Raw genomic sequence first — 19,521 nt, forward strand, 5'->3', positions numbered from 1 at the left:
GATGGGACGGTCATGGGCACTTGGGCATCGCGGGAACGCGGCGAAGAGCGCGAGGAGCCGGCGGGGCGCACGGCGGCGCGGATGGTGATCGACGCCCAAGGCGCGGTCGTCGCATGGAGCCCTGAGGCGGAGTGCCTCCTCGGCCACCCGGCGGGCGACGTGCTCGGCCGGCCCGTGCTGGACCTGCTCGCCCCCGTCCCCGCCCCCGGCACCGCCGACGCCGGCACCGCCGACGCCGGATCCGGCGCGTGCGCCGGGCCCGGATGCGTCCTCCTGCGGCACCGTGACGGGCGGACGGTGGCCTGCCGGCCGAGCCTGCGGGCCGTCCGCGACGACGGGACGGGCCCGTGCCTGACCGTCGACCTGCTGACCGGGGTGTCGGGCCTCTCCCCGGACGTCGACCGCGCCCTCCTCGAGGCACTGTTCACCCGCTCGCCCATCGGGCTGTTCGTGCTGGACCCGCAGCTCAGGCTGATGAGGTTCAACCCCGCGGCGGAGGGAATGAACGACCACCGGTCGCAACTCGCCCTCGGGCGGCGGCCCACGGAGGTCTGGCCCGACTTCAGCGCGGAGTTGGCCGAGCGCGTGATGAACAGGGTGCTCAGGACCGGGGAGGCCGCGATCTCGTTCGAGAAGCGCGGCCGTCCGCCCGGCGACCCCGCCCGGGAGCACGTCTACTCGGCGTCCGCCTTCCGGCTCGAGTCGGAGGACGGCCGCATCCTCGGCGTGGCCGACGCCGTCGTCGACGTCACCGAACGCCATCTCGCCGAGGCGCGCCTGGCCCTGATGGCCGAGGCGGGCCGGAGGATCGGCACCACCCTGGACCCGATCCGCACGGCGCAGGAACTGGCCGAGGTGGGCGTCCCGGTACTCGCCGACTGCGTGAACGTGGACCTGCTGGCCCCCCTCCTCGGCGGCGAGGAGATGGCGGCGGGCCCGGTCGCGGACGACGCCGGGCTGCGGCGCGCCGCCACCTCCGCCCGCTGCGGCCAGACCGGGGCGTACACCACGGGTGCGGTCAGCACCCACATGGTGGGCTCGCCCGCCCTGCAGGTGCTCGCCGACCACGAGCCGCGCCTCGTTCCCCGGCTCAGCCAGGACAGCGCGTGGATCGGTGACGACCCCGTGCGGGGCGGCAGGATGCTGGAGGAGCGGGTGCACTCCCTGATGGTGGTGCCGCTGCTGGTCCGCGACTGCGTGCTGGGCCTCGTCACCTACCACCGGTGGGACCCGGACCTGGGCCCCTTCGACGACGACGACCTCGCGCTCGCCGTCGACCTCGCCGGCCGCGGTGCGATGGCGCTGGACAACGCCCACCGCTACGTGCGCGAACGCAACGCCGTCCTCGCCCTGCAGCGCGGCATGCTGCCCCAGCGGCTGCCCGCGCCCAGCGCCGTGGAGTGGGCCCACCACCTGGTGCGTTCCGGTGCCGGCGGCGACTGGACGGAGGTCATCCCGCTGCCCGGCGCACGGGTCGCCCTCGTCAGCGGCAGCACCCCCGGCCGTGGCATGCGCACCGCCGCCACCATGGGCCGGCTCCGGGCGGCCGTGCACACCCTGGCCAACCTGGACCAGGCCCCCGACGAGGTCCTCGCCCGCCTGGACGACCTGGTGCGCAACCTCGCCCAGGAGCACGAGGGCGCGGGCTCAGGCTCCCCGGTCGGGGCCACCTGCCTCTACCTGGTCTACGACCCCGTGACCCGGCAGAGCACCATGGCCTCGGCGGGCCATCCGCCGCCGGCGGTCGTCCATCCCGACCACACCGTGCGGACCCCGGACGCCCCGGCGGGCGAACCGCTCGGCCGCCCCGGGCCGTCCTTCGAGATGGCCACCCTGGAACTGCCCGAGGGGTCCATGCTGGTGCTCCGCACCCCCGGGCTCCTGCAGAGCCACCCGGAGGCGACCGGTCGGGCGGAGTTCGAACGGCTGCTGGCCACGCCCTGCGACTCCCCCCAGGACATGAGCCTGCTGCTCACCGACGCCCTGGTCCCCGCGGACCCGGACCACGACGCCTCGGTGCTCGTGGCCCGCCCCCGGCCCCTGGGCCCGGACTCCGTCGCCACCTGGGACCTGCCGTGCGACCCCGCCGCGGTGGCCACCGCCCGGACGCTGACGACACGTCAGCTCGCGGCGTGGGCCCTGAACGAGGAGTGCTTCGCCACCGAACTCATCGTCAGTGAGCTGGTCACCAACGCCATCCGGTACGCGGCACCGCCCATCCAGCTGCGGCTCATCCGCGATCGGGCGCTGACCTGTGAGGTCTCCGACACCAGCAGCGCCGCACCCTTCCTGCGCCACGCCCGCACCACCGACGAGGGCGGCCGCGGCCTGCTGCTGGTCTCCCAGTTCGCGGAGCGCTGGGGCACCCGCTACCGGGAGCGTGGCAAGACCATCTGGACCGAGCAGACCATCGCCCTCTAGAGGGGCGCAGATCCGCTCCTGAATTCCCGTGGGCGACGGAAGGGACGTCCCCGGGGAAATCCCCGGACGGCGAGGCATTTTTTGTGCCCGCTTTTTCGCGGCGTTCCCCCGGATGCGTACAGTGCCGCGACGAGCAGGGAGTTCGCCCCTGGTTTCCTTGATCGGCGCCGCCTATCAAGCAAAAGGAACGGCCTCTTTGACGGGCCGGTGAAGCGGGTCTAGCTTTTCTGCGAATCGGGATTCGCGGCGGTTTCCGCGGTGTCGGAAGCCGGGAAGGCAGGGCAGGCATGAGCGCTCTGGAGGACCCAACGGACGAGCACCTGGAGATCACCTCGCCCAAGGACTGGGCGACCGGTCTCCCCGCGGTCACGCACGCGCTGCAGTACTCGCTGAGCCAGACGTCGCCCCGCCGGACCATGCTGACCCTGCTGAACATCAACCAGGCCAAGGGCATCGACTGCCCCGGCTGCGCCTGGCCGGAGGCCGTGCCGGGCAAGCGGCACATGAACGAGTACTGCGAGAACGGCGCCAAGCACATCAACGACGAGGCGACGTCGCACCGCGTACGGCGCGAGTTCTTCGAGCGGTACACCGTCGGCGAACTGGGCCGCAAGTCCGACTACTGGCTCAACCAGCAGGGCAGACTGACCGAACCGATGGTCAAGCGGCCGGGCGCGGAGCACTACGAGCCCATCTCCTGGGACGACGCCATCGCCCTGATGGCCGAGGAGCTGCGGGCCCTGGACTCCCCGGACGAGGCCCTGTTCTACACCTCCGGACGGGTGGGCAACGAGGCCGCCTTCCTCCTCCAGCTCTTCGCCCGCGCTTACGGCACCAACAACCTGCCGGACTGCAGCAACATGTGCCACGAGTCGAGCGGCGCCGCGATGAACGAGACCCTCGGCGTCGGCAAGGGCACCGTCAGCCTGGACGACATCCACGAAGCCGACCTGATCTTCGTCGTCGGCCAGAACCCCGGCACCAACCACCCGCGCATGCTGTCCGCACTGGAGGAGACCAAGCGGGCCGGCGGAAGCGTCGTCGCCGTCAACACCCTCCCCGAGGCCGGGCTGATGCGGTTCAAGCACCCGCAGAAGGCGCGCGGCGTCATCGGGCGCGGCACGGTCATCGCCGACCAGTTCCTGCACATCCGCGCGGGCGGCGACCTCGCCCTCTTCCAGGCGCTGAACCTGCTGCTCCTGGAGGCCGAGGACGCCGCTCCCGGTACGGTCCTGGACCACGACTTCATCCGCGAGCACAGCGCGGGCTTCCTGGAGTTCGCCGAGCACGCGCGCAAGACGTCCTGGGACGACGTGCTGACGGCCACCGGCCTGACGCGCGAGGAGATCGAGCAGGTCCACGAGCGCGTCCTGGCCGCCAAGAGCGTCATCGTCTGCTGGGCCATGGGCGTCACGCAGCAGAAGCACGGTGTGCCGACCATCCGCGAGATCGTCAACTTCCTGATGCTGCGCGGCAACCTGGGCAGGCCCGGCGCCGGGGCGTGCCCGGTGCGCGGCCACAGCAACGTCCAGGGCGACCGCACCATGGGCATCTGGGAGAAGATGCCGCAGAGCTTCCTCGACTCCCTGGGACGGGAGTTCGGCTTCACACCCCCCGCCAAGCACGGCCACGACTCCGTCGACGCCATCCGTGCCATGCGCGACGGCGAGGCGAAGTTCTTCCTCGGGGTGGCGGGGAACTTCATCCGGGCGACCCCCGACAGCGACGTCACGGAGCAGGCGATGCGCCGCTGCCGGCTGACGGCGCACATCTCCACCAAGCTCAACCGCTCGCACACCGTGTGCGGTGACACCGCACTGATCCTGCCCACCCTGGGCCGCAGCGACCGGGACGTCCAGGCGGGCGGCGAGCAGTTCGTCACCGTCGAGGACTCCATGAGCATGGTGCACGCCTCCCGCGGCAAGCTGGCGCCCGCCTCCCCCGACCTGCTGAGCGAGGTGGCGATCATCAGCCGGCTGGCCCGGGCCACCCTCGGCGATTCACCGGCGATCGGCTGGGAGGAGTTCGAGGCCGACTACGGCACCGTGCGGGACCGGATCTCCCGGGTCGTGCCGGGGTTCGCGGACTTCAACCGGCGCGTCGCCGAACCGGGCGGCTTCCAGCTGCCGAACCCGGTGAACGCGATGACCTTCCGGACGCCGAGCGGCAAGGCCGTCTTCACCCGCAACGACTTCGAGATGCCGCGGGCACCCGAGGGCCACCTCATCCTGCAGTCCCTGCGGTCGCACGACCAGTGGAACACCATCCCGTACGCCATGGACGACCGCTACCGCGGCATCCGGGGCGGCCGCCGGATCGTCATGGTCAACCCCGAGGACATCGAGGCCCTGGGGCTCACCGAGATGCAGATGGTGGACCTGGTGAGCATATGGACCGACGGCAGCGAGCGCCGGGCCGAGTCCTTCCGCCTGGTGCCCTACCCCACCTCCCGGGGGTCGGCCGCCGCCTACTACCCGGAGACCAACGTCCTGGTCCCGCTGGACAGCGTCGCGGACGTCAGCAACTGCCCCACCTCCAAGGCCGTCGTCGTACGACTGGAGGCGGCGGCATGGGCCGGGTGACCGCGCGGCGGCGGGTGCTGCGGATCAGGGACGGGGTGCCCGGGCACCGCCCGGACACGCTGGCCGCCGAGGAGCCGATGGAGATCCGGGTCGGCGGCCGCGCGCTGACCATCACCATGCGCACCCCGGGCAGCGACTTCGACCTCGCGGTGGGCTTCCTCGTCAGCGAGGGCGTCATCCACGGTCCGGACGAGGTGCTGGGCATCCGCTACTGCGCCGGCGCCACGGCCGACGACGGCAACACCTACAACGTCGTCGACGTCGTCCTGGCGCCTGGTGTGCGCCTCCCTGACCTCTCCCTGGAGCGCAACTTCTACACCACCTCCTCCTGCGGTCTGTGCGGCAAGGCGAGCCTGGACGCGGTGCGGACCACGCAGCACTGGAGCGTGGCGGAAGACGGCGCGGAGATCGACTCCGAGGTGCTCTTCACCCTTCCCGACCGGCTGCGGGCGGCGCAGCGGGTCTTCGACAGCACGGGCGGGCTGCACGCGGCCGGGCTGTTCACGACGGACGGCGAGATGGTGTGCCTGCGTGAGGACGTGGGCCGCCACAACGCCGTCGACAAGGTGGTCGGCCACGCGCTGCAGGAGGGGCTGCTGCCGCTGCGGGGCACCGTGCTCATGGTCAGCGGGCGGGCGTCCTTCGAACTCGTGCAGAAGGCGGCGATGGCGGGCATCCCGGTGCTGGCCGCGGTGTCCGCGCCGTCCTCCCTCGCTGTGGACCTGGCCGCCGAGACGGGGATGACCCTGGTGGGCTTCCTGCGCGGCCGCTCGGCGAACGTGTACACCGGCGCCGAGCGGTTGCGCGTGGCCCAGCCCGTCGCCTGACGCGGAGCGTCGCCCGGCGGCGCGTGCGCGAGGGGTGCCGCCCTCCGGGCGGCATCCGTTCCGCGCCCGGTGGCGTCGTGACCACGTCCTCGACTCGCCCCGCACGGCACTCACGGGTTCACTGGGAGCACGAGCGCTCCGGGCACTTCGCGGAGGCGGGCGCCGTCGGCCCGCCGGGAGCGACTTGGTATACAGCTCGGAACCCGGGAACAGGTCCGACGCGTCTCCCGGTCGGCGGAATCCTGAGAGGTGCTCAGCCGTGCTCTTCCGGCAGCTCGAATACCTGGTGGCCCTGGCGCAGGAGGGGCACTTCGCCCGTGCCGCGCAGTGCTGCGGGGTGTCCCAGCCCTCGTTGTCCGAGGGCATCCGCAAGCTGGAGGAGGAGATGCGGGTCCCGCTGATCCAGCGGGGCCGGCGGTTCGACGGCCTCACCGCCGAGGGCGAGCGCGTCGTGGTGTGGGCGCGGCAGATCCTGGCCGACCGGGACGCCATGGAGGGCGAGGTCGCCGCCATGCGCACCGGACTGAGCGGCCGCATCCGCATCGGCGTCGTGCCCAGCGCGGCCACCGCCGTGCCGCGCCTGGTCGACCCGTTGTGCACGCGGCACCCGCTGCTCACCGCGCACATCGTGAACGACCTGACGTCGAGTGACATCCTCACGATGCTCAGGGACTTCACCCTCGACGCCGCCGTCACGTACCTGGACGACGAGGTGCGCGCCGCCTTTCGCACCGTGCCGCTGTACCGGGAGAAGTACGCACTGCTCACCGACGCCTCGTGGGCCCCGGTCGGCGGCGCCACGGCGACCTGGGCGGAGGCGGCGGCCCTGCCACTGTGCCTGCTCACATCGACCATGCGGGGACGGCGCACCATGGACGCCCTTTTCGCCGCGGCCGGGGCCGAACCGACGGCGAGGGTGGAGACCGACTCGTTCGCCTCGCTGATCGCGCACGTCGTGCCCGGGCGATGGGCCGGGATCGCCCCTCTGGCGTGGATCCATGCCCTGGGAGTGCCGCCCGGGGTGCGGGCGGTCCCGATGGTGGAGCCCGCTCGGGCGGCCGAGATAGGGCTGGTCGCCTTCCGCCGGGATCCCGAGTCCGTGATGGTGCAGGCGCTGGTCGCCACCGCGCAGCACGCCGACCTCAAGCCGCTGGAGTCGCTCCCCCGGATGCAGTGAGACCGGTGATCGCGGCCGAGGGCGCCCGACGGCGGCGGGGCCCGCCGCCGTCGAGGTCGTCGCGCTGCCGGACGATACGTTCGCCGGCCGGCCGGCCGTTCGCCGAGTGGCGCACTCCTGGAACTGCCGGTCTAGGACGCGATCGCGGTCGTGGTCCCGGCGGTACGGAGCCACACGGTGGTGTCCGCGGGCACCGAGCGGCCGTCGAGCGGGGTGCTGGCCAGCAGCACCTCGTCCTCCTCCGCGAGGGGCAGCGGATCCGGGCCGAAGTTGGTCAGGCACCTCAGCCCCGGCGCGCGGTCGAAGGCGAACCAGGAACCGTCCGCGGGCCCCTGCGGAACCGGCACCGCGTCCGCCGGGACCGGCGCCTTGCGCCGCAGCCGCAGCGCGGAGCGGTACAGGGCGAGCATCGACGCGGGGTCGTCCCCCTGGGCCCGGACGGTGAGGTCCGCCCAGTCGTCGGGCTGCGGGAACCAGCAGGCGTCCGCGGGGGCGCTGCTGAAACCGTACGGTGCCGCCGGGCCCTCCCAGGGCAGCGGCACCCGGCAGCCGTCGCGGCCGCGCTCGCGGTGGCCGGAGCGCTCCCAGAGGGGATCGCGCAGCCGGTCGTCCGGTACGTGGGCCTGCGGCAGCCCCAGCTCCTCGCCCTGGTAGACGTACGCGGCGCCGGGCAGCGCGAGCATGAGCAGCGCGGCGGCCCGGGCCCGGCGCCGGCCGCGCTGCCCGCCGCCGTAGCGGGTGACCGGGCGGACCGCGTCGTGGCTGGACAGGACCCAGGTGACCGGTGCCCCGACGGCCCGCATCGACGCGACGGACCGCTCGATGACCGCGCGCATCTCCGTGCCGTCCCAAGGGGACTCCAGGAAGGCGAAGTTGAAGGCCTGCTGCATCTCGCCGGGGCTGACGTACCGGGCCAGCCGGGCCGGTTCGAACACGGCGGCCTCGGCCACCATCACGCGCTGCCCCGGGGGGACCGCGCCGGGCGGTGCTGGATGGGTGTCCAGCAGCCGGCGCCAGGAACGGAACAGCGGGTGCAGTTCCTCCTGGTCGTGGTACGGGAGCAGGTGGTTGCGCAGGATGTCCTGGTGCTGCCCGGGTCCGGCGTCGGGCAGACCGGGGGCCTTGAAGAGGGTGTGGGCCACGTCGATGCGGAAACCGTCGACGCCGCGGTCGAGCCAGTGCCGCAGGATCCGCTCGAAGTCGGCGACGACCTCAGGCTGGCGCCAGTTGAGGTCCGGCTGCTCGGGCGCGTGCAGATGCAGGTACCACTCTCCCGGGCCGCCGTCCGGTGCGGGGACACGGGTCCACGCCGGACCCCCGAATGCGGACTCCCAGTCGTTCGGCGGGAGTTCACCGTCCGCGCCACGTCCGGTGCGGAAGAGGTAGCGGTCCCTTGCCGCGCTCCCCGGACCGGCCGCGAGGGCCTCCCGGAACCAGGGGTGCGTGTCCGAGGTGTGGTTGGGGACGAGGTCGATCAGGACCCGCAGCCCCAGGCCGTGGGCCCGCGCGACGAAGGCGTCGAAGTCCGCGTCGGTGCCGAGGTCGGGGGCGACGGCGGTGTGGTCGGCGATGTCGTAGCCGCCGTCGGCCAGCGGGGACGGGTAGAACGGGGTGATCCACACCGCGTCCGCCCCCAGCCGGGCCACGTGGTCCAGGCGGGCGGCGGCGCCGGCGAGGTCGCCGACGCCGTCCCCGTCGCCGTCGGCGAACGCGCGGGGGTGGATCTCGTAGCAGACCGCGTCCCGCCACCAGGGCGTGGCCGGTGCGGGATCGGTGGTGCTCACGGTGCTCCTCATGCTCCAGTCGGGCCGGACGGGACCGGCAGGGTGCGGCCGGTCTCCGCGGAACGCGTGGCGGCCTCGGCCACCGCGACCGCGGTCCGCCCGGACCGCGCGTCGGCCACCGGGGTGCCGCCCTCGGTCGCGCAGCGCAGCAGGTCGGTGAAGGCGGCGCGCACGCTCTCGGCGTACACGTGCTGCTTGCGGGCCTCGCCGCCCAGGTCGACCACGCAGGTCACCCGGTGCGGGACGGTCCGCTCCACACCGCGGCCGCGGGCGGGCGCCGCCGGTCCCGCGTCGCGTTCCACCGTGACGGTGATCCGCTCCTCGCCGTGCGGCCGCAGCCCCGGTACGGCCAGCAGCGCGGCGGTGCGCGCGGGCAGGTCCTCCCAGCGGCGGGCGCCCTGCTCGTCCGTCCAGGCCGTGACCGTCGCGTGGGTCGGGATCCAGCCGGTGACCCGGGCCTCGGCGAAGCCGTAGTCCAGGCGCATCAACTGCCGTTCGGCGCGGTGGGCGTGGGTGAAGGAGTGGGTGTGGGTGGCGACGGCGCCGCCGGGGTGGGTGGCGGTGGCCACGACGATGTCGACCGGGCCGCTCTCGCGGCGCACGGCCGTGCCGTGCACCTCGACGGGCTCGCTGCCCATGAGGGCGCGGGCGGCGTCGAAGAAGTGCACGCCGTGCTCGACGTGGATGCCGCCGCTGTGGGCGGGGTCCCAGAACCAGTGGCCGGGGCCCAGGTCCTCGTCGGCTGCGTCGTTCTCGAAGGCGAAGCGCACCAGCGGGTCCAGCAGCCCCTCGTCGCGCAGCCGCTGCAGCATCCGCAGGACGGGGTTGTAGCGCAGGACGTGGTCGACGACGAGGACGCCGGCGGAGCGTTCGGCCTCGGCCTCCACCCGCAGGGCGTCCTCCAGCGTCACGGCCAGCGGCTTCTCGCAGAACACGTGCCGGCCCGCGCGCAGCGCGCCGACGGCGAGCTCCGCGTGGGTGGCCGGGGGAGTGGCGATCGCCACGACGTCCACACCGCGCAGGCCCGCCAGCGCGGCGGCGTCGGCGGCGACGGCGGCGCCGTGCCGCCGCGCGAGGGCGGCGGCACGGTCACCGTCGGGGTCGGCGCACGCCACGACGCGTACGCCGGGCAGGTCGGCCACGGCGTCCAGCAGGTAGGCGCCGAACGCACCGCAGCCGGCCAGGCCCAGACCGAGCGTGGTCACTCGGCACGGTCCAGGCGGGCGACGCCGATGTGGGCGTCAGCCATGCCGTAGAAGACGTAGCGCACGCCGTCGATCTCCTCGATCGCGGTCGGGAAGACGACGTTCGGCACGGTGCCGGAACGCTCCTCCTCCGTCTCCGGCTCCATCAGCGGCTCGTCGGTGCGGGCCAGGATCCGGGACGGGTCCTGCGGGTCGAGGATCATCGCGCCCGCCGCGTAGCTGACCTTCTGCTGCTGGGCGAAGGGGTCGTCGATCGTGCCGGACACGCCGTGGTGGATGAGCAGCCAGCCCTCCTCGACGCGGATCGGGGCCGGGCCCGCGCCGATCTTGAGCTCTTCCCAGGGGTGCTCGGACAGCGCGACCAGACGGTGGTCACGGGGGCGGGCCAGGGCGCTGAGGTCCTTCTCCACCTCGGCCACCGGGACGTAGGAGATCCAGATGCCGGGGCGCTCGTCGGTCACGCCGGCCGGCAGGTGGACGCCCTCCCCGGGGCGGAACCAGCCCAGGTCCCACATCGGGCGGTGCAGCATGGCGAAGGCGGGCTCGCCGTCCGGGCCCGGGACGGGCTCGGGGAAGTGCACCACGTCCTTGTTCGGGAAGAGGTTGAGGTCGGTGTCGAGGTCGGCCTGGTAGGCGAACTGGATCGGGCCCAGACGCTCCCAGGTGACCAGGTCCTTCGAGACGGCCAGCGCCGGCTTGGGGCCGAGCGGGCCGTAGGCGACGTACGACATGACGTGCAGCCCGAGCGCCTCGATCCACGTCGTGCGCGGGTCCTCCACGCCGGCGTTGTTCTTGCCGCGCTCCCAGCCGGCGTCGGGGGCGAGGACGACGCCGCGGCGCTCGACGCCGGTCGGCACGCCGTCCTCGATCACGACCTCGGCGAGGCCCACGCGGGAGACGTTGCCCTCCGCGACGAGGCGGGGCAGCAGGTGCAGGGTGCCGTCCGGAGTGCGGCCGGACGCGGGGTTGAGCACGCCCTCGGCCTCGTCGGCCTTGCCGGCCAGCGGGGACATCACGACGCCGACGCGGGTCAGGCGGTAGGGCACGGAGCTGTTGGAGCCGGTGGTACGGGCGGTGCTGGTGGTGCGGTCGTTCACGGCGAGTTCAGCCCTTCGTGGCGGAATCGAGGTCGGTGGAGGTGAAGCGGCTCTGGAAGACGAGGTAGAGGGCCACCGCGGGCGCGGCCAGCACGCAGGCGCCGGCGAGGATGGCGCCGAACGGGTTGGCGGCGGCGGAGGAGACCGTGCTGATGTAGTTGGCCAGGGACACCGCGAGCGGCTGCATGGTCTGCTCCTTGGTGACCAGGAACGGCCACAGGAACTCGTTCCACGGCCCGGTGAAGCTCAGCAGCACCACGGAGGCGAGCGCCGGTTTGCACAGCGGGATCGCGATCCGGAACAGGATCTGCAGCTCGCCCGCGCCGTCGATGCGCGCGGCCTCGAACATCGCCTGCGGCAGCTGCAGGAAGAACTGCCGGAAGATGAAGACCGCGCTGGTGTTGATCGCGAACGGCAGGATGATCCCGATGTAGGAGTCGGCCAGGCCGTAGTCGCGGACGATCAGTATGTACAGCGGGATCATCAGCAGCTGGAACGGGACGACCTGCACCAGCAGCACCAGGGCGAAGGTGGAGCCCTTGCCCCGGAAGTGGAGCCGCGCCAGGGCGTATCCCGCCAGCAGGCCGAAGACCGTGGTGCAGACGATGACGCCGCCGGTGAAGATCCCGGAGTTGATCAGGGAACGGCCGAGCGAGATGGCCGAGTTGATCTCCTCGTAGTTGTGCAGCGAGAGGTTCCCCGGCCGCGGGAAGGCCCCGGCGGGGCTGCTGTCGGGCTCCTTCTGCAGGGAGCCGATGAGCATGTAGTAGAAGGGGAAGAGGAAGGCGAAGGCCCCGGCGAGCAGCGCCAGCCGCGACAGGATCCGGCGGCCGCGGGAGTGCGTGTGCGGACTGTGCCCTGCCGGGCGGCGCTTGTGCGCGGGAGCGTGGACGTCGGTCATGTCAGTCCCTCTCCAGCACTCGGCGGTAGACGAGGGAGATGCCGGTGATCAGCACGACGAGGATCACGCCGATCGCCGCCGCCTCGTCCGGGTGGCCCTGCTGCAGACCGCGCTGGTACATCAGCAGCACCGGTGAGGTGGTGGCCCCGTCCGGTCCGCCGCCGCTGGTCAGCAGGTACGGCTCGGTGAACAGGTTCGCCCCGGTCACCGTCGCCAGGACCAGCACCAGCAGGGTGGCGGTGCGCACCGCCGGCACCGTGATCGACCAGAACATGCGCACCTTGCCCGCGCCGTCGAGCGCGGCGGACTCGTAGAGCTCGCCGGGCACGTTCTGCAGCGCCGAAAGGTAGAGCACGATGAAGAAGCCGAGCTGCTTCCAGGCGACGAACAGCGCGATGGTCGGCATCGCGAGGTGCGAGTTGACCAGCCACGACGGGTCCGGTGCCAGCGGCCCGAGCGCCTTGTTCACCAGGCCGTTGGAGTTGAACAGGAAGAGCCACACGCCGACGACGGCGACGCTGGCGGTGATGTACGGGACGTAGTAGGCCGTCCGGAAGAACGTGCGCGCCCGCAGCTTGGAGTTGAGGGCGGTGGCGAGCACGAGGGACGCCGCCACCGTCAGCGGCACGTTGATGACCAGGAAGACCGCGATGTTGCCGAAGGATCGCCACACGGCCGGATCGGTCAGGACGGCCGTGTAGTTGGCCAGCCCCACGAAGGGACGGTCCACCTGGGCGCCCGGCGCGGCGAAGAAGTAGTCGTGGAAGGAGATCCACACCGCGAAACCGAGCGGGTACAGGAAGATCGCGGCCAGGTAGATCAGGTACGGGGAGACGAAGGCGAGGCCGATGGGCTGCCGGCCCGCGAACCGCAGCCGGCGCGGCCGCGGCTCGCGGTCGGTCCGGGGGCGGGCCCCGCCCCGGGCGGACCCGGGGCGGAGGACGTCATGGTGCGTGGAGGACATGGCCGTGACTCACTGCTTCGCCAGGCCGTCGACCTTGCCCGCGGCCTCGCGGAAGGCGCTCTCGACGTCGCCCTTCCCGAAGATCACGGACTTGGTGTAGGCGTCGCGGAACGTCTGCCAGATCTCGACGGAGTTCGGCACGTTCGGGGCCTCGACGGTGTGGTCGGCCTGCTCGGCGAAGGTCTTGTAGTCCGGGTGCGAGGCGAAGTAGTCGGGGAACGCGGCCGGGAGGTCCTGCCGCATCGGCATCTGGCCGGTGGCCTCCAGCAGCTTGCCGTCCTGCTCCTTGCTGGTGGCGAACTTCAGCACGTCCCAGGCCGTGCCCTTGTTCTTGCACGCGGTGAACATGCCGATGGACTTCTCGTCGCTGAAGGTGCCCTTGGCCTCGGTGGCGGTCGCGGTGGGCACCGGCACGGCGCCCCACTTGACCTTGTCGCCGTAGACGGAGACGGCCCACGGGCCGACGATCGCCATGGCGGACTTGCCGTCGGCGAAGGAGTCACCGTTGTACTGCTCGTTGGGGGCCAGGCGGTCCGCGTACATGGTCTTCCAGAACTCGGCGGCCTTGACGCCGTCGGGCGAGGCGAACTGGGCCTTGCCGTCCTCGACGAGCTGCTTGCCGGTCTGGGCCGCGAAGAGCGGGTAGAAGTCGAACCAGGACTGGTAGAACTCGGAGGTGGGCGCCGGCCAGATGGCGGCGTGCACACCGCCCTTCACCAGGGCGCGCGAGGTGGTCAGGAAGTCCTGGTAAGTGGAGAGCTTGGGGTGCTCGGGGTCGAGCCCGGCCTTCTTGAACAGGTCCTTGTTGTAGAAGATCATGACGGGGTTGCTCTTCCAGGGCATCTGGTAGTGCTTGCCGTCGGGCGACGCGTACTGCGAGAGCCGGTCGCCGGTCCGCGCCTTGAGGTACGCCTCCCCACCGGGGAAGTCGTCCAGGGCCACCAGGCCGCCCTGCTTCTGGAAGCCGGGCACGGCCGCGGGGGCGGTGTTGAGGATCAGGCACGGGGCGTTGCCCGCCGTGATGGCCGCGCCGATGACCTCCTCGGAGCTCTTGCCCGCCGGTATCTCCTGCGCCTTCACCTTCTCGTCGGGGTGGGCGGCGTTCCAGGACGCGACCATGCTCTTGCCCCAGGCGACCTCCTGGGCGTTGTTGGAGTACCAGACCGTGATCGGCCCGTGGGCGGCGTCGCCGCCCGCGGCGGAGTCCGATCCGCCGCTGCCGCACGCCGCGAGGGGCACGGTCAGGGCGACGGCCGAGAGGACGGTCAGGAGGGTTTTCTTCATTGCGGTGGCTCCGGGTTCTCAAGGGGTGGGGAGAGGTCGTTCCGGGGCGTCGTCCTGCCTCGGTGGCGGCCCTCCGGCGAGCGGAGAACGTCGTGGGCGCGTCGGGCGCGCGTTCAGGGGCGGGCGGTGCCGGCGGGGGCCGGGCCCGTGGACCCGCGCACCATGAGCGCGGCCGGGTCCAGTTCCACGTGCGGGGTGGTGCCCTGCTCGATCGTCTCGATCAGGGCGAGTGCGGCGGCGCGGCCCCAGGTGGCGGCGTCGGCACGACAGGTGGTGAGCGAGGGTCTGGTCCAGGAGGCCAGCGGTACGTCGTCGAAGCCGACCACCGACAGGTCGTCGGGCAGCCGCAGGCCGGCCTCCTGTGCGACCGCCATGCCCGCGGTGGCCGACAGGTCGTTGGCGTACACGATGGCGGTGGGCCGGTCGCCCCGCGTGATCAGGGCCTGCGTCGCGAGCGCGCCGCCCTCGGCGGTGAAGCCGCCCGGCAGCACCGGGCCCGGGGGCAGGCCCGCCTCCGCGAGCGCGTCCCGCCAGGCGCCCAGCCGCCGCTGGGCGTGCAGGTACTCCTCGGGGCCCGCGACGTAGGCGATGTGGCGGTGGCCGAGTACGACGAGGTGGCGGACGGCGCCCGCGACCACCGGCCGGTCGTCCAGGTTCACGGTGGCGATCCCCTCGACGCCGTCGTCGGCGCCGACGGCCACGGCGGGCAGGCCCAGTTCCCGCAGCAGCGCGGGGCGGGGGTCGCCCACGCGCAGGTCGGTGAGGAACACCCCGTCCACGCGCTGGTCGTCCACCAGGCGGCGGTAGGTGTCCATCTCGTTGCCGGGGCCCGTCACGTGCAGCATGAGGCCGTCGCCGGACTCGGATATGACGGACTCGATGCCCGCCATGAAGGCCGGGTAGAAGGGGTCGGTGCCGATCAGGTCGGGCTCACGGGTCAGCACCAGACCGACGGCCCTGGCCCGCCCGGTCGACAGCGCGCGGGCGCTGCGGCTCGGCGTCCAGCCCAGCTTCTCGGCCGCCGCGCGGACCCGTTCCTGGGTCGAGGCGGCCACGCCGGGGCGGTCGTTGAGGACGAAGGAGACCGTCGCCCGGGACACACCCGCCAGCTGGGCGACATCGGCGATCGTGGGGCGTCTGGCCATGCGGACTCTCCGTGTACGGCGGCGGAAGGGCGCCACTTCCGCATCCGCGGGTCCCGTCGGCCGGCGTACCCCGAGGGGCACACCGTCCGGCGGCACCTTCGGCGCCGGAGGCAGCACGTTCTTGCACTCGCATACCGGGGCAACCAACGCGAAGGGATCTCGTAACCTCGCGTTTGAACCGGTTTAAACGAGCGATGTGAGGAACCATGAACCTCGGCGGGCGGAGTGTCAAGGGCCCACTCTCAGTTGGGGAGTTATATGCGGCAAGTCCGGCGATAAGTCCGAAATGTCGCCTCAATGCACCGTCACCACGCACCGCGCGGGCCGTGACAGTGCGTCACGGCCTCCGCGCGGGCTCCGGTACGGCACGGCGTGCTGCTACCGTCTGCCCAACCCGGCGGCCGGCGGCGGACGGAGACGACGACGGAGACGGATGTGTTCCCGGACACGGTCCTGCGCACCGAACGGCTCCTCCTGCGCCCGTTCACCCCGGACGACGCCCATGACACCCGGGCCGGCTGTGATGACCCCCACACCCAGCGATGGCTGCCCCTGCCCCGCCCCTACACGCTCGACCACGCGACGGCCTGGTGCACGACGGTCTCCCACGCCCTGCGCGAGTCCGGCGACGGCATCCACTTCGCCGTCACCGACGCGGACGGCGGACGTTTGCTGGGCACAGTCGGCCTGAAGCGGACCGACTGGCGGGCGCTGACGAGCGAGGTCGGCTACTGGGTGTCCCCCTGGGCGAGGGGACGCGGCATCGCCACGGAGGCGACCCGGGCCCTCGCGACGTGGCTACTGGCCGAACAGGGCTTCCAGCGCCTGGAACTCCGCGCGGCGACGGGCAACACCGCCTCCCAGCGCGTCGCCGCGAAGGCCGGCCTGCGCCGTGAAGGCGTCCTGCGCAACGCGGGGTTCGTGCACACCGGCCGCGTCGACCTCGTCCTGTTCTCCCTGGTGCCGGGGGACTTGGCGGCCGCCGCCGGTGGCTGACCGGGCCAAGGCCGTGAACGGGAGGCGGGCCGGCGCGACCGGGCGATGTGCCGCGAGCGCGTCACCCGGCAGCGAGTGGGACGACGAACTCCACCTCGCCCGGGTCAAAACGCGGGCGTGAGGTCGCCGTTTCGGACGAACGGCTGTGCGCCGACGTTCACTTCAGCACACTTGCGCGCCAGGATGCGCCGCGGGCTTGCTCGTTGAATTCGGGTGCCTCGTCCAGGAAGAGCGCGCCTTGATGGGGGAGCGAGACGGCGCCCGGCCGCGTCAGTCCGTTCCCGCCGACGACGAGAGGTCGCGGGGCCGAGTGGTGCGGCGCGCAGGACAGGGGCCGCTCGATGACGAGCCGGCCGGGCAGCGGCACTGCGGTCAGCTGCCCGTCGGGCATTGACTTGCCTGCATCGGGCGCCCCTTGAAGGGGACGCGGTGGCTGCCCGCCGCCGCGGCCGCGGCGAGATACGGGGTGCCGGTGTCGGCGAGCCCGGTGCGGTGTCCGACGCCGGGCACGGTGGGGTCGGCCGGCGGCGGGTCGGGGCGCCTGTCGGCGGGCTCCTCGCCTTGCTCCGGGGCGAGTTCGTCGTGGAGGAGCAGCGGTCGCCGAAGTGCGCCGACTGCGGGCGGCGCTCGCGGCGGAGGGCGCCCGAGCATGCCCCAGGCCCCTGCCGCGTCGTTGCGGCAGGGGCCCGACTCATGGCGATGAGGGCTCGAACGGGGAGAGTCGGAGCCCTCCAACTACACCACCGCCCACCCTCCTCGTGGTCCCGCGCGCCCGCACGTCATGGGGGGCCGGTCAGGTGATGCCCTCCGAGGGGGACCGGCCCCAGGCCGTGAGCATGCCGGGGGACAGGTCGGCGCACCGGGGGGAGTCCAGGTAGCGCAGGGCCTCGTCGACGAGGGTGTCGTCGACGAGGCCGGTGGCGATCATGGTGGTCCGGGTCCGGTCCCAGGTCTCCGCCCAGAACCGGCTGATCGTGCTGCCCGGCAGGAGCGGCGGAACGTGGATCTCCGCCGCGACCGATCGGAGCCCGGCCGCCCTGAGCATCCCGGGGTAGCGCGGCACCCGTGAGACGTCGGTGCCGATGGTGTCGCGCAGCCCCCGCCACATCGCCCGCATGGCCAGCGTGTACGGCGTGTCGGGGGCGGCGGCGGTGGTCAGGTCCACGGCGTCGCAGACCACGAGGACGCCGCCGGGGGCGAGCAGGCCGCCTAGCGTGGCGATCATCCGCTCCGGCGACGGCAGGTGCATCAGCACGAACCGCGCGTGGACGAGGTCGAACCGCCCCGGCGGGAAGTCGTCCACGGTGACGTCCGCCTGCCGCACCGTGAGGCCCGGCGTCGGGCGTGCCGCCAGGAAACGTACGTCCCGGTCGACCGCGAGCACCTCGCTGACCCCGGCCTCGCGCAGCAGCCTGCGCGCCACCGTGCCCGTGCCGGCGCCGACGTCCAGACAGCGCCAGCCGGGGCCCGCCCCGAGCTGCCGGAGGCGGGCGAGGGTGGTGTCGTCGTACGTGGCGGCGGCGAGGTCGATGCGGTCGTCCTCACCGGCGTCCTCCGGGCGGAAGACGCGCTCACCGTAGCGACCGGCGCTGGTCATGCCCTCATTGTGGCAAGCACCGGACGCGGTCACCCGTCGGCGGCCGGTCGCTACACCGCGGTGAACCCGCCGTCGACGGTGAGCGTGGCGCCGTGGATCTGCGAGGCCTCGTCGCTCGCCAGGAACACGACGGCCGACGCCACCTCCGCCGGGTCGCCGGCGCGGCGCGAGGGCATGCGCGAGATGATCGGGGTCAGGTGCTCCTCCATCGCCGCGACCTTCTCCGTCAGGGTGGGACCGGGAGCCACGGTGTTGACCCGGACCCCGTGCGGTCCGTACTCCGCTGCCCACGACATGGTGAGCGAGTGCACGGCCGCCTTGGTCATGCTGTAGAGCGCCGAATGCGCCATGCCCCGCATGCCGTTGATGGACCCCAGGTTGACCACGGCGCCGTGGCCGCGCTCGGCCATGGGCGGCGCCAGCAGACCGGTGAGGAGGAACACCGACCGCACGCTCACCGCCAGTGCCTGGTCGACGGTCTCCTGCGGGACCTCGGCGGTGGGCGTGGGCGCGAGCAGGAGCGCCGCGTTGTTGACGAGGACGTCGATCCGGCCGCCGGCCGCCGCGAGCGCGTCGGTGGCGAGGCGGCCGACCGCGTCGGCGCCGCCCGACAGGTCGGCGCCGACGAACGCCGCCGAGCCCCCGTCCTTCTCTATGCGTGCCACCACGTCGGCACCGCGGGCAGCGTCGCGTCCGCTGACGACGACGAACGCGCCCTCGGCGGCCAGGGCCGCCGCGATGGCGGCGCCGAGGCCCGTGGTGGAACCGGTGACCAGGGCCGTCCGCCCGGTGAGTCGCTGGGTCATGTTTGCGCACCTTTCTCCGTGAACCGGCTGGGAACGGCCAAGGTGCCACCCGGAAATTGGACCTGCAAGTCCAGAAAGTGGCAGGATGGGGGCATGGCAGCACGACTGACGGCCAAGGGCGCCGCCACCCGGCAGCGCATCGTCGAGGGGGCCGCGGAGGAGATCCGCGAGCGAGGCGCGGTCGAGACCACCCTGGACGACATCCGCGCCCGCACGGCCACCAGCAAGAGCCAGCTCTTCCACTACTTCCCCGGCGGCAAGGAGGAACTGCTGCTCGTCGTGGCCCGGCACGAGGCCGGCCGGGTCCTGGCCGACCAGCAGCCGCACCTCGGCGCGCTCACCTCCTGGCAGGCCTGGTACGACTGGCGGGACGCGGTCGTCGACCGCTACCGGCGGCAGGGGCAGCAGTGCCCGCTCGGCACGCTCATCTCGCAGCTGAGCCCCGCCACGCCCGGTGCGCAGGCCGTCACCAAGGAACTCCTCGCCTCGTGGCAGGCCCAGATCACCACCGGCATCCGGGCCATGCAGGAGCGGCGGGAGATCTCACCGGAGCTGGACGCCGACCGTGTCGCGGCCGCCCTCCTCGCGGGCATCCAGGGCGGTGTCTCGATCCTGATGTCGACGGGCTCGCTCACGCACCTGGAAGCCGCCCTCGACCTGGGCATCGAACGGCTCCTCGCCGCACCCGCACCGGTACCCGCACCCGTGCCGTCGGCTCCCTGACCGGGCACGGCA

At 72.8% G+C, this 19,521-nt stretch carries 17 protein-coding genes; 6 read left to right on the forward strand and 11 right to left on the reverse strand.

Annotated elements, in window-relative coordinates; all coding sequences use genetic code 11:
- Window positions 1-12: 12 nt before the first annotated feature.
- From ACFV3E_RS27340 to ACFV3E_RS27355, 4 genes are all read left to right on the forward strand, one after another.
- Window positions 13-2,421 (forward strand): SpoIIE family protein phosphatase, encoded by a 2,409-nt coding sequence (locus tag ACFV3E_RS27340; protein WP_500537056.1) that lies wholly within the window; start codon window positions 13-15, stop codon window positions 2,419-2,421.
- A gap of 287 nt (window positions 2,422-2,708) precedes the next feature.
- A complete protein-coding gene (locus ACFV3E_RS27345; RefSeq protein WP_500537057.1) occupies window positions 2,709-5,003 on the forward strand; it encodes an FdhF/YdeP family oxidoreductase in 2,295 nt (764 codons plus the stop codon).
- A complete protein-coding gene (gene fdhD / locus ACFV3E_RS27350) occupies window positions 4,991-5,830 on the forward strand; it encodes a formate dehydrogenase accessory sulfurtransferase FdhD (protein WP_500537058.1) in 840 nt (279 codons plus the stop codon). Before ACFV3E_RS27345 ends, fdhD begins: the two co-directional genes overlap by 13 nt.
- A 259-nt stretch (window positions 5,831-6,089) precedes the next feature.
- On the forward strand, window positions 6,090-7,007 hold the full coding sequence (locus tag ACFV3E_RS27355; protein ID WP_500537059.1) for a LysR family transcriptional regulator: 918 nt from the start codon (window positions 6,090-6,092) through the stop codon (window positions 7,005-7,007).
- Between the two features lie 131 nt (window positions 7,008-7,138).
- Here ACFV3E_RS27355 and ACFV3E_RS27360 read toward each other — a convergent pair whose 3' ends face one another.
- From ACFV3E_RS27360 to ACFV3E_RS27390, 7 genes are all read right to left on the reverse strand, one after another.
- Window positions 7,139-8,803 (reverse strand): glycoside hydrolase family 13 protein, encoded by a 1,665-nt coding sequence (locus tag ACFV3E_RS27360; protein ID WP_500537060.1) that lies wholly within the window; start codon window positions 8,801-8,803, stop codon window positions 7,139-7,141.
- Window positions 8,800-9,996 carry a Gfo/Idh/MocA family protein gene (locus ACFV3E_RS27365; protein WP_500537061.1) on the reverse strand — a complete coding sequence of 399 codons (1,197 nt, stop codon included), beginning with the start codon at window positions 9,994-9,996 and terminating at the stop codon, window positions 8,800-8,802. The genes ACFV3E_RS27360 and ACFV3E_RS27365 overlap by 4 nt, the downstream gene beginning before the upstream one ends.
- On the reverse strand, window positions 9,993-11,009 hold the full coding sequence (locus tag ACFV3E_RS27370) for a glycoside hydrolase family 130 protein (protein ID WP_500537107.1): 1,017 nt from the start codon (window positions 11,007-11,009) through the stop codon (window positions 9,993-9,995). Before ACFV3E_RS27370 ends, ACFV3E_RS27365 begins: the two co-directional genes overlap by 4 nt.
- Window positions 11,010-11,100: 91 nt before the next feature.
- On the reverse strand, window positions 11,101-11,994 hold the full coding sequence (locus ACFV3E_RS27375) for a carbohydrate ABC transporter permease (RefSeq protein ID WP_500537062.1): 894 nt from the start codon (window positions 11,992-11,994) through the stop codon (window positions 11,101-11,103).
- Between the two features lies 1 nt (window position 11,995).
- The gene (locus ACFV3E_RS27380; protein WP_500537063.1) at window positions 11,996-12,958 is read right to left on the reverse strand and encodes a carbohydrate ABC transporter permease; all 963 of its coding nucleotides are present in this window, start codon (window positions 12,956-12,958) and stop codon (window positions 11,996-11,998) included.
- A 9-nt stretch (window positions 12,959-12,967) separates the two neighbouring features.
- The gene (locus ACFV3E_RS27385; protein ID WP_500537064.1) at window positions 12,968-14,242 is read right to left on the reverse strand and encodes an extracellular solute-binding protein; all 1,275 of its coding nucleotides are present in this window, start codon (window positions 14,240-14,242) and stop codon (window positions 12,968-12,970) included.
- A gap of 113 nt (window positions 14,243-14,355) precedes the next feature.
- The gene (locus ACFV3E_RS27390; RefSeq protein ID WP_500537065.1) at window positions 14,356-15,387 is read right to left on the reverse strand and encodes a LacI family DNA-binding transcriptional regulator; all 1,032 of its coding nucleotides are present in this window, start codon (window positions 15,385-15,387) and stop codon (window positions 14,356-14,358) included.
- A gap of 435 nt (window positions 15,388-15,822) precedes the next feature.
- On the opposite strand from ACFV3E_RS27390, the gene ACFV3E_RS27395 reads away from it, so the two are divergent.
- Window positions 15,823-16,383, forward strand: a complete 561-nt coding sequence (locus ACFV3E_RS27395) for a GNAT family N-acetyltransferase (protein WP_500537066.1) — start codon at window positions 15,823-15,825, stop codon at window positions 16,381-16,383.
- Window positions 16,384-16,540: 157 nt separating this feature from the next.
- Here the strand turns inward: ACFV3E_RS27395 and ACFV3E_RS27400 are convergent, their stop codons facing one another.
- From ACFV3E_RS27400 to ACFV3E_RS27415, 4 genes are all read right to left on the reverse strand, one after another.
- Window positions 16,541-16,774 (reverse strand): ATP-binding protein, encoded by a 234-nt coding sequence (locus tag ACFV3E_RS27400; RefSeq protein WP_500537067.1) that lies wholly within the window; start codon window positions 16,772-16,774, stop codon window positions 16,541-16,543.
- On the reverse strand, window positions 16,756-17,034 hold the full coding sequence (locus tag ACFV3E_RS27405; protein WP_500537068.1) for a hypothetical protein: 279 nt from the start codon (window positions 17,032-17,034) through the stop codon (window positions 16,756-16,758). The genes ACFV3E_RS27400 and ACFV3E_RS27405 overlap by 19 nt, the downstream gene beginning before the upstream one ends.
- Before the next feature lie 142 nt (window positions 17,035-17,176).
- On the reverse strand, window positions 17,177-17,980 hold the full coding sequence (locus ACFV3E_RS27410; protein WP_500537069.1) for a class I SAM-dependent methyltransferase: 804 nt from the start codon (window positions 17,978-17,980) through the stop codon (window positions 17,177-17,179).
- Between the two features lie 50 nt (window positions 17,981-18,030).
- Window positions 18,031-18,786, reverse strand: coding sequence for an SDR family NAD(P)-dependent oxidoreductase (locus ACFV3E_RS27415; protein ID WP_500537070.1), 756 nt, complete (start codon window positions 18,784-18,786; stop codon window positions 18,031-18,033).
- Window positions 18,787-18,879: 93 nt separating this feature from the next.
- On the opposite strand from ACFV3E_RS27415, the gene ACFV3E_RS27420 reads away from it, so the two are divergent.
- The gene (locus ACFV3E_RS27420) at window positions 18,880-19,509 is read left to right on the forward strand and encodes a TetR/AcrR family transcriptional regulator (RefSeq protein WP_500537071.1); all 630 of its coding nucleotides are present in this window, start codon (window positions 18,880-18,882) and stop codon (window positions 19,507-19,509) included.
- The last annotated feature ends 12 nt before the right edge of the window (window positions 19,510-19,521 follow it).

The organism is Streptomyces sp. NPDC059718 (assembly GCF_042733315.1).
GTDB lineage: Bacteria > Actinomycetota > Actinomycetes > Streptomycetales > Streptomycetaceae > Actinacidiphila.

Coding starts and splice junctions, on each gene's coding strand:
- ACFV3E_RS27340 (WP_500537056.1), top strand. CDS start 13: ATGGGCACTTGGGCATCGCGGGAACGCGGCGAAGAGCGCGAGGAGCCG.
- ACFV3E_RS27345 (WP_500537057.1), top strand. CDS start 2,709: ATGAGCGCTCTGGAGGACCCAACGGACGAGCACCTGGAGATCACCTCG.
- fdhD (WP_500537058.1), top strand. CDS start 4,991: ATGGGCCGGGTGACCGCGCGGCGGCGGGTGCTGCGGATCAGGGACGGG.
- ACFV3E_RS27360 (WP_500537060.1), bottom strand. CDS start 8,803: ATGAGGAGCACCGTGAGCACCACCGATCCCGCACCGGCCACGCCCTGG.
- ACFV3E_RS27370 (WP_500537107.1), bottom strand. CDS start 11,009: ATGTCCCCGCTGGCCGGCAAGGCCGACGAGGCCGAGGGCGTGCTCAAC.
- ACFV3E_RS27375 (WP_500537062.1), bottom strand. CDS start 11,994: ATGACCGACGTCCACGCTCCCGCGCACAAGCGCCGCCCGGCAGGGCAC.
- ACFV3E_RS27380 (WP_500537063.1), bottom strand. CDS start 12,958: ATGTCCTCCACGCACCATGACGTCCTCCGCCCCGGGTCCGCCCGGGGC.
- ACFV3E_RS27385 (WP_500537064.1), bottom strand. CDS start 14,242: ATGAAGAAAACCCTCCTGACCGTCCTCTCGGCCGTCGCCCTGACCGTG.
- ACFV3E_RS27390 (WP_500537065.1), bottom strand. CDS start 15,387: ATGGCCAGACGCCCCACGATCGCCGATGTCGCCCAGCTGGCGGGTGTG.
- ACFV3E_RS27400 (WP_500537067.1), bottom strand. CDS start 16,774: ATGCCCGACGGGCAGCTGACCGCAGTGCCGCTGCCCGGCCGGCTCGTC.
- ACFV3E_RS27405 (WP_500537068.1), bottom strand. CDS start 17,034: ATGCTCGGGCGCCCTCCGCCGCGAGCGCCGCCCGCAGTCGGCGCACTT.
- ACFV3E_RS27410 (WP_500537069.1), bottom strand. CDS start 17,980: ATGACCAGCGCCGGTCGCTACGGTGAGCGCGTCTTCCGCCCGGAGGAC.
- ACFV3E_RS27415 (WP_500537070.1), bottom strand. CDS start 18,786: ATGACCCAGCGACTCACCGGGCGGACGGCCCTGGTCACCGGTTCCACC.
- ACFV3E_RS27420 (WP_500537071.1), top strand. CDS start 18,880: ATGGCAGCACGACTGACGGCCAAGGGCGCCGCCACCCGGCAGCGCATC.